14 protein-coding genes are annotated in these 12,807 nt (G+C 72.1%); 6 read left to right on the top strand and 8 right to left on the bottom strand.

All coding sequences use genetic code 11. From position 1 onward, the window contains the following. Positions 1 to 4: 4 nt before the first annotated feature. Positions 5 to 694: a cell division ATP-binding protein FtsE gene (gene ftsE / locus ACY1JX_RS13150; protein WP_286931462.1), complete on the bottom strand. Its 690-nt coding sequence runs from the start codon at positions 692 to 694 to the stop codon at positions 5 to 7. Positions 695 to 845: 151 nt separating this feature from the next. On the opposite strand from ftsE, the gene cofG reads away from it, so the two are divergent. From cofG to ACY1JX_RS13135, 3 genes are read left to right on the top strand one after another with little or no spacing between them, the layout of a single operon-like run. Then, entirely contained in the window at positions 846 to 3,050 is a 2,205-nt protein-coding gene (cofG, locus tag ACY1JX_RS13145) for a 7,8-didemethyl-8-hydroxy-5-deazariboflavin synthase CofG (protein ID WP_462564237.1), read from the top strand. Further along, a complete protein-coding gene (locus ACY1JX_RS13140) occupies positions 3,047 to 4,486 on the top strand; it encodes a flavin-containing monooxygenase (RefSeq protein WP_462564236.1) in 1,440 nt (479 codons plus the stop codon). The genes cofG and ACY1JX_RS13140 overlap by 4 nt, the downstream gene beginning before the upstream one ends. Continuing rightward, a complete protein-coding gene (locus tag ACY1JX_RS13135) occupies positions 4,479 to 5,069 on the top strand; it encodes an NTP transferase domain-containing protein (protein ID WP_462564235.1) in 591 nt (196 codons plus the stop codon). Before ACY1JX_RS13140 ends, ACY1JX_RS13135 begins: the two co-directional genes overlap by 8 nt. Before the next feature lie 3 nt (positions 5,070 to 5,072). Here ACY1JX_RS13135 and ACY1JX_RS13130 read toward each other — a convergent pair whose 3' ends face one another. The 5 genes from ACY1JX_RS13130 to prfB all read right to left on the bottom strand — a co-directional run bounded on the left by ACY1JX_RS13130 (position 5,073) and on the right by prfB (position 8,912). Beyond that, the gene (locus ACY1JX_RS13130; RefSeq protein WP_462564234.1) at positions 5,073 to 5,477 is read right to left on the bottom strand and encodes a hypothetical protein; all 405 of its coding nucleotides are present in this window, start codon (positions 5,475 to 5,477) and stop codon (positions 5,073 to 5,075) included. A gap of 102 nt (positions 5,478 to 5,579) precedes the next feature. Next, positions 5,580 to 5,969, bottom strand: coding sequence for a hypothetical protein (locus tag ACY1JX_RS13125; RefSeq protein WP_462564233.1), 390 nt, complete (start codon positions 5,967 to 5,969; stop codon positions 5,580 to 5,582). Positions 5,970 to 6,173: 204 nt separating this feature from the next. Beyond that, complete coding sequence (gene cofD, locus ACY1JX_RS13120) at positions 6,174 to 7,115, bottom strand: 2-phospho-L-lactate transferase (RefSeq protein ID WP_462564232.1); 942 nt, start codon at positions 7,113 to 7,115, stop codon at positions 6,174 to 6,176. Further along, positions 7,115 to 7,792 carry a coenzyme F420-0:L-glutamate ligase gene (gene cofE, locus ACY1JX_RS13115; RefSeq protein WP_462564231.1) on the bottom strand — a complete coding sequence of 226 codons (678 nt, stop codon included), beginning with the start codon at positions 7,790 to 7,792 and terminating at the stop codon, positions 7,115 to 7,117. The genes cofD and cofE overlap by 1 nt, the downstream gene beginning before the upstream one ends. A 7-nt stretch (positions 7,793 to 7,799) precedes the next feature. After that, positions 7,800 to 8,912, bottom strand: a complete 1,113-nt coding sequence (gene prfB / locus ACY1JX_RS13110; protein ID WP_181752569.1) for a peptide chain release factor 2 — start codon at positions 8,910 to 8,912, stop codon at positions 7,800 to 7,802. 159 nt (positions 8,913 to 9,071) lie between these two features. Here prfB and ACY1JX_RS13105 point away from each other — a divergent pair, with 159 nt between their 5' ends. Then, complete coding sequence (locus ACY1JX_RS13105) at positions 9,072 to 9,314, top strand: hypothetical protein (RefSeq protein WP_286931445.1); 243 nt, start codon at positions 9,072 to 9,074, stop codon at positions 9,312 to 9,314. 59 nt (positions 9,315 to 9,373) lie between these two features. On the opposite strand, the gene phoA is transcribed toward ACY1JX_RS13105, so the two are convergent. Next, complete coding sequence (gene phoA / locus ACY1JX_RS13100; RefSeq protein ID WP_286931443.1) at positions 9,374 to 10,783, bottom strand: alkaline phosphatase; 1,410 nt, start codon at positions 10,781 to 10,783, stop codon at positions 9,374 to 9,376. Positions 10,784 to 10,860: 77 nt separating this feature from the next. Further along, positions 10,861 to 11,010 carry a hypothetical protein gene (locus tag ACY1JX_RS13095; protein WP_462564230.1) on the bottom strand — a complete coding sequence of 50 codons (150 nt, stop codon included), beginning with the start codon at positions 11,008 to 11,010 and terminating at the stop codon, positions 10,861 to 10,863. Between the two features lie 105 nt (positions 11,011 to 11,115). Here ACY1JX_RS13095 and ACY1JX_RS13090 point away from each other — a divergent pair, with 105 nt between their 5' ends. Both ACY1JX_RS13090 and ACY1JX_RS13085 read left to right on the top strand, forming a co-directional pair. Continuing rightward, positions 11,116 to 11,727 carry a DUF2510 domain-containing protein gene (locus tag ACY1JX_RS13090; protein WP_462564229.1) on the top strand — a complete coding sequence of 204 codons (612 nt, stop codon included), beginning with the start codon at positions 11,116 to 11,118 and terminating at the stop codon, positions 11,725 to 11,727. 40 nt (positions 11,728 to 11,767) lie between these two features. Continuing rightward, positions 11,768 to 12,793 carry an SGNH hydrolase domain-containing protein gene (locus ACY1JX_RS13085; RefSeq protein WP_462564228.1) on the top strand — a complete coding sequence of 342 codons (1,026 nt, stop codon included), beginning with the start codon at positions 11,768 to 11,770 and terminating at the stop codon, positions 12,791 to 12,793. Positions 12,794 to 12,807 lie beyond the last annotated feature (14 nt).

Here is a 12,807-nt window from a genome sequence, read left to right as displayed (position 1 = left end):
GGTCTCAGTTCTCGTAGCCGTAGATGCCGCGGGCCTCGTCGCGCACGACGCGCCCCTCGTCGAGCTCGATGACGCGCTTGCGCATCTGGTCGACGATCGAGGAGTCGTGGGTGGCCATCAGGACCGTGGTGTCCTCGCGGTTGATCCGGTCGAGCAGCTTCATGATGCCGACACTGGTGCTCGGATCGAGGTTGCCGGTGGGCTCGTCGGCGATGAGGATCATCGGCCGGTTGACGTAGGCGCGCGCGATCGCGACGCGCTGCTGCTCACCGCCGGACAGCTCGTCGGGACGTCGGTGGCCCTTGCCGTCGAGGCCGACCAGGTCGAGCGTCTCGGGCACGAGCTTCTTGATCTCGTCGCGCGGCTTGCCGATGACCTCGAGGGCGTAGGCCACGTTCTCGAAGACGGTCTTGTTCGGCAGCAGGCGGAAGTCCTGGAACACCGTGCCGAGCTGGCGGCGCAGCTTGGGCACCTTCCAGCTGGACAGCTTGTTGATCTCCTTGCCCGCGACGTACACGTGGCCCGACGTGGGCCGCGCCTCACGCAGGATCAGGCGCAGGAAGGTCGACTTGCCCGAGCCGGACGCGCCGACGAGGAAGACGAACTCGCCCTTGGTGATCTCCAGGTCGAGTCGGTCGAGGGCTGCGCGCTTCTGGCCGGGGTAGGTCTTGGTGACCTTGTCGAAGCGAATCACCCGACCGAGTGTAGGTGTGGCACCTGAGGATTCGGGGAACCCGCCGCGCCGGTTCGCTGTGAAGGACGCCTCACCGGGGCGCCCCCGCCGAGCGGCGGGGCCGTGGCTCCGGCGGTTAGGGTGAAAGCCAGTCAGCACGCCGGGAGTTCAGATGAGTCTGCATGCGATCGAGGCCGCCGCCTCGATGCTCGCGGCTCGTGGCACCGACCTCGACGACCTCGTCCGCGAAGCCGGCCGCGTCCGCGACGAAGGGCTCGCGAGGGCCGGTCGGCCGGGCGTCATCACGTGGTCGCGCAAGGTGTTCGTGCCCGTCACCACCCTGTGCCGCGACCGCTGCCACTACTGCGTCTTCGTCGACACCCCCGGCAAGCTCGAGCGCAAGGGCATCGCGCCGTACATGTCCGAGGAGCACGTGCTGGCCGTCGCCCACCAGGGCGCCGCACTGGGCTGCAAGGAGGCGCTGCTGACCCTCGGCGACCGGCCCGAGGACCGCTGGGACGTCGCCCGCGAGTGGCTCGACGACCATGGCTTCGCCTCCACGCTGGAGTACATCGGGCACCTCGCCCGGCGGATCACCGCCGAGACCGGCCTGCTGGCGCACCTCAACCCCGGGGTGATGACGGCCGACGAGCTGCGCGCCCTCCGACCGACCGCCCCGTCGATGGGCATGATGCTCGAGACCACCAGCCACCGGCTGTTCGCCGAGCCCGGGCAGGCCCACTTCGGGTCGCCAGACAAGGATCCGGCCCTGCGCCTGCAGGTGCTGGAGGATGCCGGACGCCAGCGGATCCCCTTCACCACCGGCCTGCTGGTGGGCATCGGCGAGACCCTGGAGGAGCGCTTCGACACGATCCTCGCGCTGCGCGATCTGTCGGAGCGGCACGGCAACGTTCAGGAGGTGATCGTCCAGAACTTCCGCGCCAAGCCCGCCACCGCGATGCAGGGCGTGGCCGACGCCGAGACCGACGCCTACATCGCCGCCGTGGCCACCGCCCGGATCGTGCTCGGGCCCGACGCCCGCATCCAGGCGCCGCCGAACCTGTCCGATCCCGGCGAGCTCGCGCGGCTCGTCGCGGCGGGCATCGACGACTGGGGCGGCGTCAGCCCGCTCACGGCCGACCACGTGAACCCCGAGCGCCCCTGGCCCCAGGTGGACCAGCTGGCCGAGCTCACTCGCGCCGCCGGTTACGAGCTGCGCGAGCGGCTCACGGTGCACCCGCACTACATCCGCGACCGCGACACCTGGATCGACCCGGCGCTCCACGCCCCCGTGCTCGCGCTCGCCGACGCCGACGGCATGGCGGCAGGGCGCGGCCCGGCACATTCTCGTGATCTCGATACACCCCCTCGTTCCTCGGGGGCACTCGATCGCCGCTCCCTGCTGGCGCGCGCCGCGAACGACCCGTCGGGGCTGAGCGACGACGAGTACGTCCGCCTCATGACCTCCACGGGCGGCGACCTCGACCGGCTCGCCGGCCTCGCCGACGAGTTACGGCGCTCGGTGGCCGGGGCCACCGTGTCGCTCGTGCAGAACCGCAACCTCGGGTCCGACCGGGTGACCGATCCCGACCTCGTGGCGCGGGTGGCCGCCGACGCGGTCGACCTCGGCGCCACCGAGCTGTGCATCCAGGGCACGGCCCCCGCCGACGCCCCCGCCGACGTCTACGAGCAGCTGCTTCGGGCCGCCCGCGCCGCCGCGCCGAGCCTGCACCTGCACACGTTCCGGCCCGCCGACGTCATCGACGGAGCGCGCCGCACCGGGCGCACCGTCACCGAGCAGTACGCCGCGCTCGCCGCCGTCGGGGCCGACACGGTGCCCGGCACGGGCGTGAAGGTGCTCGACGAGGGTCACCGCGCCCAGCACTTCGCCGCCGACCTCCCGGTCGACGAGTGGGAGCAGGCGATCCGCGCCGCCCACGGCCTGGGCCTGCACTCCACGTCGGTGCTGTTCTACGGACACGGCGAGACGCCGCTGCAGCGCGTGCGCCACCTGCGCCGCCTGCGGGAGATCCAGGCCGATACGGGCGGGTTCAACGAGCTCGTGCCGATGGCGTTCCCCGGGGGCGACCACTCCCCCGACCAGCACCGCGCCGTGCATGCCGTCGCCCGCCTCGTGCTGCACGGCAGCATCGGTCACGTGCAGGCCGCATGGACCCGTCTGGGCGTCGAGGGCGCCACCGAGGTGCTGCGCTCGGGCGCGGACGACCTCGGCGGCACGCTGTACGACGGACGCGTCGCCCCCGAGGCCGGCGTCGAGTACGGCCAGGAGCTCACCGTGCCGGCGGCGGAGCGCATCGCCCGCAGCCTCGGACGCCAGCTGCGGCTGCGCACCACGACGTACGGCGTGGCGTCATGACGCGCGTGCGCGTCGCGGTCGTCGGCGCGGGCTTCGCCGGGGTCGCGATGGCCCGCCGGCTCGCGGCGGCGGGTGAGTCCTTCGTCGTGCTCGAGCGACGCCCCGGGATCGGCGGCACGTGGCACGACAACCGCTACCCCGGCGTGGCCTGCGACGTCCCCGCGCACCTCTACGGCTACTCCGACATCGCCCATCCGGGCTTCAGCCGCGTCTTCGCCCCGGGCGCCGAGATTCGCGAGTACCTCGAGGAGGCCGCCGCCCCCGTCGGCGACCGCATCATGCTGTCCACCCGTCTGGACTCCGCCGCGTGGGACGGCGAGGGCTGGCGGCTCACCACCTCACGCGGCCCGGTGCAGGCGGAGGTCCTGGTCATGGCGGCGGGCCGGCTCACCGAGCCGCGGCTGCCCGAGGTGCCGGGAACGTTCGACGGGCCGATCCTCCACACCGCCCGCTGGGACGACGACCTCGACCTCGAGGGCAAGCGGGTCGCCGTCGTCGGCACCGGCGCCTCGGGCATCCAGGTGATCCCGGAGCTGGCCCGGCAGGCCGAGTCCGTCGTGGTGCTCCAGCGCAGCGCGCCCTACATCCTGCCCAAGGGCGACCGGGCCTACGCCGACGCCGAGATCGCGCTGTTCGAGCAGCAGCCCGAACGGCTCGCCGACCTGCGCGGCGATCTCATGCGCGAGACCGAGGAGGTCTTCGACCAGCGCGCCGGCGACGGTCGCGCGCAGGCCCGCGCCCGCGCGCTCGACCACCTCGCCGGCCAGGTCCCCGACCCCGTGCTGCGCGACGCGCTGACGCCCGACCACGAGTTCGGCTGCAAGCGCGTCCTGTTCAGCGACGACTACTTCACCACCCTGCGGCTGCCCCACGTGAGGCTCGTTCCGAGCGCGCTGACGGCCTACGAGCCGGGCGCCGTCGTGACGGCCGACGGGTCGCGCCACGAGGTCGACGTGGTCGTGGCGGCCACCGGCTTCCACTCCACGCGCCAGCCCTACGCCGAGCTCGTCACGGGGCGCGACGGGATCTCGCTCGACCAGTACTGGTCCCAGGGCATGCGCGCGTACGCGTCCACCGTGGTGCACGGCTTCCCGAACCTGTTCGTCCTCGACGGCCCGAACGCGACGCTCGCCCACAACTCGGCCGTGCTGATGATCGAGGCGCAGGCCGACTACGCCGCCTCCGCGCTCCCCTGGACCAGCCACGGCCCGCTGGAGGTCTCGGTCGACGCCGAGCAGGACTACATCGACGAGATCCAGGAGCGCAGCGGCGTGTGGACCTCGGGCTGCAGCAACTGGTACGTCGACGAGCGCTCCGGGCGGCAGGTGCTGCTGTGGCCCGGCAAGGCGCAGGAGTTCCGCGACCGGTTCGGCTGGTTCGATCCCGCACCCTTCGGCATCTCCCACCCGGAGTCCTCGGAGTCCGCCGGTGCGTGACCGGCGTCGCCGGGCCTGGACCGTCGTCGTCCCAGTCAAGCCCGCCCACCTGGGCAAGTCGCGCCTCGACCTGCCGGGTGTCGACCGGATCGCCCTGGCGCGCGCCATCGCGCTCGACACGATCGAGGCGGCCGCGGCTGTGGCCCGCGTCGTGGTGGTCACCGCCGATCCCCACCTCGGGGCGCCTGACGTGGAGGTCGTGCTGGAGCCCGAGCCGCGGGGCATCGCCGCCGCGATCTCCGACGGGCTCCACGTCGCGCCGGCCGGCCATCGCGCCGTGCTGCTGGGCGACCTGCCCGGCCTGAGGCCCGGCGACCTCGCGGAGGCGCTCGAGCTGGCCGAGGGCACCCGGCTCGGGGCCGTGCCCGACGAGGAGCGTCAGGGCACCACGCTGGTCACGGCACGCGAGGGCGACCTGCCGTCGGCCTTCGGGCCGGGATCGTGGCAGCTCCACCGGGCGGCCGGCTTCGTGGAGCTGCCCGTGCCGGTGTCGTCCACGCTGCGTCGCGACGTCGACCACGCCGACCACCTCGTCGGCACGCTCGGTCCGCGCACGACGGCCGTGCTCGGCCGCGTGCTGTGACGCTCACTTCCGGCTGAAGACCGGGCCCGTCCCGGTCGGGACGAGCAGACCACGCTCCACCGTCAGGGCATCGGCCAGCTCCAGCGGCGGGTCCTTGTCGCCTCCGCACAGCACGACACCGCTTTCGTCGGGTGTGAGCAGCACCTGGTCGCCCCGCAGGTCCCAGCGGCCCGGAGCCTGTGAGCACGTGTCGGTGACGACGTACCGGTTGTCGTCCGTGAGCGTCAGGATCAGTCGGCGGCCCGTCTCCGGGACCGGCTCGGAGACCCAGGCACCGAGCACGGGCAGGGTGTCCCCCGGCTCGCCGACCCCGGTGGAGCCTGTCTGCCCCGGGTACGGCTCAGGTGACTGGAGCCCGCATCCGCCCAGCAACGCTCCCACGAGGACGAGGACCGCGAGGGAGCGCATGGGCCCCAAGTTAACGGCCGGAACGAGTCACGGTCAGCGGCTCGAACGAACCATCTTTTTCGCTGGAATGCGAGCAACTTTCACACCAGTCGCAGCGGCACCTCAGGCCCGGGTGAACGTGGGCCCGGCGCCCTCGGGCACCAGCGTGTCCCCCTCGACCGTGAGCGCGGGCGGCAGCTCCACGGCCGGGTCACCGCCGCACTGCTGGCCTGCGCCCTGGTCGGGGGTCAGCACGACCTGACCGCCGAGCAGCTCCCACCGGCCCGTCAGCTCGAGGCACTCGTTCTCCGCGACGTAGGTGTTGTCGTCGGACAGCGTGAGCATGACGGTGCGCCCGGACTCCAGCGGCTCCGACTCCCACAGGCCCAGCACCGGCAGCGTGTCCTCTGGCTCCTCGACCTCGGACGTCTCCGTGGTGGCGAGCGGATCGCTGTCGTCCGCGCACCCGGTCAGCAGGGTCAGGGCCAGCAGCAGGGCGGCGAGGAGGCGCATGCGCCCACGCTAACCGCCGTCCCGTGCTCCGTGGCACCAGCACCTGATCTCGATACAGCGTCTCGCTGCGCTCGCCGCCACTCGATCACCGGTGGCGTACGCCGTCTCGCCGCCACTCGATCACCGGTGGCGTACGCCCTCGCACTGCGCTCGATCGCCGGTGGTCGGGTGCCGCGAGGAACGAGCGGTGTATCGAGACCGGAGTCAGGGGGTGATGGCGGCGCGGGCCAGGGCCGCGGAGGTCGCGGGGTCGCTCATCCAGAGCGGCTGGACGCGCACGTCCCAGCCCTCGGCCGCGAGGGCGGGAGCCAGCGCGGCGTCCTCCTCGGCGACGAGCCACGTGTCGAGCACGCCGCCCGTGGCGCGACGGCCGTAGAGGCGGGCGACGGCGTCGGCCGACGTCTCGACCCCGATCGCGGCCAGGCACGCGTCGGCCATCCCGCGCACCACCTTCCCGCCGATGATCGGCGAGATCCCCACGACCCGTCGCGCGTCGCCCAACGCCTCGCGGATGCCGGGCACCTTCAGGATCGGACCGATCGACACGACGGGGTTCGACGGCGCCAGCACGACGACATCGGCGCCGGTGATCGCCTCGACGACGCCGGCTCCCGGCGTGGCCGCCTCGATCCCGGGGTTCTCGAACGCGACGGCGCGCAGCGAGGCGCGGTGGCGCGTCCACCACTCCTGGAAGTGCAGGCGGTCGCCGCCCTCGACGACGACGTGGGTGTCGGCCTCGGCGTCGGTCATCGGCAGCAGGCGAGCACCGATCGGCCAGCGGGCGCCCAGTCGCTCGGCCACCTGCGACGGGGTCAACCCCTCGCGCAGCCAACCCGTGCGCGCCAGGTGCGTGCCGAGGTCGAGGTCGCCGAGGGTGAACCACGGCCAGCCCGCGCCCCAAGCCTGCAGCTCGGCGCTGACGCGCTCGGTCTCGTCGGCGCGGCCCCAGCCACGCTCGGTGTCGTTGACCCCCGCCAACGCGTACAGGATCGAGTCGATGTCGGGCTGCAGCCGCACGCCCGAGAGCCACAGGTCGTCGCCGGTGTTGACGACCACGGTGATCTCGTCATCGGCGCCGAGCGCACCCCGGAGGCCCGTGACGAATCGTGCTCCGCCGACGCCGCCGGCGAGCACCGTGACGCGCATCAGCCGCCCGTCCGGAAGAGGTCGTCCTCGAGCGGGCGGATGATGCTGCGCGCTCCGGGGAGCGCGAGGTCGCCCACGAGGTCGCCACGGCCGCGCACGACGGCGACGGGCACGTGGCCGTCCTTGGGCTTGACCAGCTCGGCGGCGCCGCACAGCTCGTCGGCCACGCACGGCATCGTCACGGCGAGCGGGCGCCCGTCGGCGTCACGCCCGGGCTGCTCGAACAGGCGCACCCCGGCCGCGCCGATCGCGACGTCGGTCTGGCCGAGTCGCCACGGGCGACCCAGGGTGTCGGAGACGAGGACGCCCACGTGGGCGACCTCGCGGAGGGCCTCGGCGATCCGGCGGGCCGAGGCGTCGGGGTCCTCGGGCAGCAGCAGGACCTGGCCCTCGGGCACGTTGCTCGCGTCGATCCCGGCGGCCGCAGCCACGATGCCGAGACGGTTCTGCACGATGCGGACCGCACCACGCTCGGCCACGACGCGCACGGTCTCGGCCTCGATCGCAGCCTCACGGTCGGCGGCCGGGACGAACCGGCCCTCGGCCTTGCTGACGATCTTGGAGGTCACCACGACGATGTCGCCGTCGGCCAGCGAGGCGTGCGCGCGGATCAGCGCGGCGAGGTCGTCCCCGGGACGGATCTCGGGCAGGCCGGCGATCCCGAGAAGGGTCAGCATCGGTGGGTCAGGCCGCGTCGGTCTGGTTCCGGCGCCAGCGGATGCCGGCCTCGATGAACTCGTCGATCTCGCCGTCGAGGACCGCCTGGGTGTTGCCGGTCTCGAACTCGGTGCGCAGGTCCTTGACCAACTGGTACGGGTTCAGCACGTAGTTGCGCATCTGGTCGCCCCACGAGGCCTGGACGTCGCCGCGCAGCTCGTCGAGGTGGGCGCGCTCCTCGGCCTTCTTCAGGGCGAGCAGCTTGGCCTTGAGGATCACCATCGCGCTGGCCTTGTTCTGCAGCTGGCTCTTCTCGTTCTGGCAGCTGACGACCACGCCGGTGGGGATGTGGGTCAGGCGCACGGCCGAGTCGGTGGTGTTGACGCTCTGGCCGCCCGGACCGCTGGAGCGGTAGACGTCGACGCGCACCTCGTCCTCGGGGATGTCGATGTTGTCGGTCTCCTCCAGCACCGGCACCACCTCGACCGCGGCGAACGAGGTCTGACGGCGGCCCTGGTTGTCGAAGGGGCTGATCCGCACGAGGCGGTGGGTGCCGGCCTCGACCGACAGGGTGCCGTAGGCGTAGGGCGCGCGGATCGCGAAGGTGGTGGACTTCAGCCCCGCCTCCTCGGCGTAGCTGGTGTCGTAGATCTCGACGGGGTACTTGTGGCGCTCGGACCAGCGGATGTACATGCGCTGGAGCATCTGGGCGAAGTCGGCGGCGTCGACGCCACCGGCGCCGGAGCGGATCGTCACGAGGGCCTCGCGCTCGTCGTACTCGCCCGAGAGCAGGGTGCGCACCTCGAGGCTGTCGATGGAGTTCGCCAGGCGGTTGATCTCGGACTCGGCCTCGGCCAGGGAGTCGGCGTCGCCCTCCTCGGCACTGAGCTCGAGCAGGACGCCCACGTCCTCGAGGCGCTGGCGCAGGTTGGCCACCCGCTCGGTCTCGGCCTGGAGCACCGAGAGCCGCCCGGTGACGCGCTGGGCGTTCGCCTGGTCGTCCCACAGGTCCGGCGCGCCGACCTGCTCCTGGAGGTCGGCGATCTCGACCTGCATCTTCGGCACGTCGAGCACGCGCTCGATCGACGTCAGGGTCGTGTCGAGCTGTTTGATCCGGTCGTTCAGGTCCGTGGTGGCCACCTGTCGAGGTTACCGCTGCGGGCCTTGCCGGGCGCTGTCGACCGCCCGGCGAAACCCCCGTTTCAGAAACCCTCGGTATCTGGAGTGATTCACGTCACATCAGCCCCGCCTGTTCGGCATGATCCCAGCGGGGGAATCGATCATCGAACCGGAGTCGACATGACGAACGAACGCATCGCCGCCACCGCTGCCGGCGTCGAGCTGGGCCTCCTGGTGTTCCTGCTCGTGCCGCATGCGGCAGCGCTGGGGACCGCACTCACGTTCGCCCTGGCCGTCGCGTCCACCCTCGTGGTGGCCGTGACCGCCCGCGTCGTCATCGCCCGGTTCGGGGCGGACGACCCGTGGCGCGACCTCGGCCTGGACCCGGCCTGGGACCTGTCGCTGAGCGAGCTGTCCGCCTGACATGCCAACGGCGGGCCGTCTCGAGGGAGACGGCCCGCCGTTGTCGGTCATCCGCCGGGCTACTTCCCCAGCCGCAACGCATCGCGGATGGTGAAGAAGACGTCCGTCTGGTCGGTCAGACCCACGACGTTCGCGGCCCGCGGCCCGTACGCCGCGATCCGCAGCTGCGAGCCGGTGTGCTGCTGCGAGCCGGCCGCGGCGCTGGTGGCGTAGTTGATCGTCATCGGCTGGCCGTCCTGCGTCAGCAGGTTCACCGTGGCGCCGGGGGTGACCGACCCCGCCTCGACGATCTGGCTGGTGTGCGCGTGGTCGGCGGTCACGATGACCGTCGTGTTCTTGTCCTTCTTCGCGTAGTCGAGCGCGACCTTCACGGACTCGTCGAGGTCGAGCGTCTCGCCGATCTGGCCGCAGGCGTCCGAGGAGTGGTTCCGCTTGTCGATGCTGGCTCCCTCGACCTGGAGGAAGAAGCCCTTGCGGCTCCGCTGGTCCAGCAGCTCGATCGACTTCTTCGTCAGGTCGGCCAGGCCGGGCAGGGAGTCGGTGCGGGCCGGGTTCTCGGTGCACGCGACGGGCGTCTTCTTCCCACCGTCGGCGGTGGCCGCGGGACCGGTCCAGCGCACCGGGAAGTTGCCCGGTGCGAACAGGCCCAGCAGCGGCTGGTCCTGGTCGGCCCTCTTCACCTTCGACAGCGACGCGAGGTCGTCGACGAGGCGGTAGCCCCGCTGCTGCGCCTGCTCGCGCAGTGTCCTGCCCTGCCAGCGACCGGCCGTCGCGGTCTCGGCGAACGTGGCCGCGCCACCGCCGAGGGTGACGTCGGGACGCGTGTCGAGGAGCTGCTCCGTGATGCTGCCGGCGCCGCCGTTCTCCTTGGCGTTCGTGGGACAGGTCTTCGTGGTCGCCGTGGGTCCGTAGCAGCTGCGGGCCGTCACGTGCGCGACCTGCACGGCCGGCGTCGCGTCCTGGATCTCGGCCGTGGAGACGTTGCCGGTCTTGTAACCGGCCCGCTTCGCCAGTTCGAGCAGCGTCTTCTGCGGCTTCCCGGCGATGTCGACGCTGACCGCGTTGTCGTAGGTCTTCGTGCCGGTGGCCCAGGCCGAGCCGGTGGCCGCGGAGTCGGGGACGTAGTCCGGCTTGCCCTCCTTCGTGAGCGAGTACGTCGTGTACTGGCCCGTCAGTGGGAGGCGGTCCAGGCCGGGGAACGTGCCCGCCGCGCCGTGGACGTAGTTGCGCGCGCTCGTGATCTCGGAGTCGCCCATCCCGTCACCGATGATGAGGATGACGTTCTCGGGGCGACTTCCGTCGATGGCCTTCTTGACGGCCTTGGTCTGGTCGCCCGAGAGGCGGGCGGCGCCGCCGTGGCGGCTGAGGTCGCGCTCGGCGGTGGCCACGGAGCCGACCACTGCTCCCCCGAGGAGCAGTGAGGCGGTGCCGAGGACGACCACGCTGCGGGTGCTGGTGCGTAGGTTCATGCCGTCAGCCCACCGTGGCCGGGTGACGCCCGGGTGAACCGCGGCCGAAGTCGGGCGGTCCACTTCGGGCACGCCGCCTAGCGCGCGGCCTCCACGAGGCGGGTGGGGAGCTCGGGGGCCGGGTCGCCGTCGGCGACCTGCCCGATGACCGCGAGGGTCGTGAAGTACGCCGCGCACGAGAGCACGAGCGCGGTGCGCCGGATCTGCTGCCACGTGAATCGGTTCATGTCTCCAGCGGATCCGACGCAGGTGAACCCCTCGCCAACGAGGATCGACGAACGCACGGACATCGGTCGTCGGCCGCGGGCCCACCGGGGGGCATGATGGTGGCCATGGACGCTCCCAGGCCGATCACCCCGCCCGGTTGGTACGACGACGGACATGGCCAGCTGCGCTGGTTCGACGGATCGGAGTGGACGCAGCACACCGCTCCCCTGAGCCGGCCCGCGACGCCCCAGCCCCCGGCGCGGCCGGCGGTCCAGCCGCGCGCCCAGGTGCGCACCGAGGACCTCGTCCCCGTGAAGCGCTCGAAGCTGGTCTGGATCCTGCCGATCGTGTTCGTGGTGGCCGCCCTGGCCGGCGCCCTGCCGGCGATCGCGCTGTGGAGCTCGGGTGCATTCGACTCCGAGCCCCTCGAGCGCACGTATGCCGACTTCACGCAGGCGGAGGCCAGCCAGGACTGCGCCGCACTGGTGGCCGTCACGACCCAGAGCTTCCGCGACGACCTGTACGACGAGCCGTTCACGTGCGCCTCCTTGGCTGCCCGTCCCCCGGTGTCTCGCGAGGGAGACCCGATGTGGGGCCTGCGGCTCGGGCCGATCGGGATCCTCGTGGTCGAGGAGACCGGAGCTGACGACGTCGACGAGTACGAGGACTTCTCGAGCTCCGAGACCTACACCTTCATCCGCGAGGACGGCCGCTGGAGGCTGGACAGCAGCGACTGATCCCCCTTGCCACGGCGCCCGATCGGGGTGATCGTGGAGTATGGAGTGGGGGCAGCTCCGAACGAGGATCGCGCTGGTCGCGGCGGCCGTGGTGGGCGCCGGCGTGCTGGTCTCCGCCTCCGCATCGACCCACGAGCCCGCGAGGCAGCCCGCAGCCGTGGCCCCGCTCGCCACCGCGGTCGTCGCTCCGCAGGTCGTCCAGACTGCGGCCGTCGCGCGGCCCCGCTGCTTCGGTGCCGCGTCGATGGCCAAGGAGCGGTGCTACAACCCCGCGCTCAAGGGCAAGCTGATCCAGCGCCCGGGCATCGCCAAGCGCGAGACCGCCCAGTACCCCGGCAAGCAGTGCTACCAGAGTGGCGTCCAGCAGATCCGCCTGAACCGGGGCTGCACCTTCGGCACCCGGGCCGCCGGCCGTCCGCACGTGATCCTCGTGGGCGACTCCCATGCCCGCGCGATCATGCCCGCCTTCGTCGAGATGGCCCGGGCCGGGCGCATCTCGCTGGAGGTGCAGGTGCGCGGCTCGTGCTCGTGGACGACATCGCGGGTGAATCACCCCGACAAGTCCCGCGTCCGTCCGTGCACGCTCTACCGCAAGAACCTCCAGCGCTGGCTCCTCAAGCAGGCGCCGCGCACCGACGTGGTCGTCACCACCGGGTACGCGCGCCAGGTGTCGGGCAGCGCGAGGTCGCAGGTCATCAAGATGCGCGCGCTCTGGCGACCGGTGATCCGCAAGGGCGTGCGGATCGTGGCCATCAGCGACAACCCGCGCCTCAAGGGTGAGCCGCAGAAGTGCCTCGTGAAGTACGGCGCCATCCGCGGTGCGAGGAAGTGCGGCGTCTCGACGAAGGCCGGCCTCTCGCGCGACCCGTTCCTGCTGACCGCGAAGAAGACGCGCGGCGCCACGGCCCTCGACCTGCGGCCCCGCTTCTGCAAGAAGGGCTTCTGCCCCGCGGTGATCGGCGGCGCCAACGTGTACCGCGACCACACGCACATCACGGTGACCTACGCCGAGACGCTCGCGCCCGTCCTGACCGGCAAGTTCCGCGCCATGCGGATCATCCGCTGAGTGACGACATCGTC

It is taken from the genome of Aeromicrobium sp. JP4 (assembly GCF_054957925.1).
Note: the sequence above shows the minus strand (reverse complement) of the source record. Positions and strands in the feature narration are given on the sequence as shown.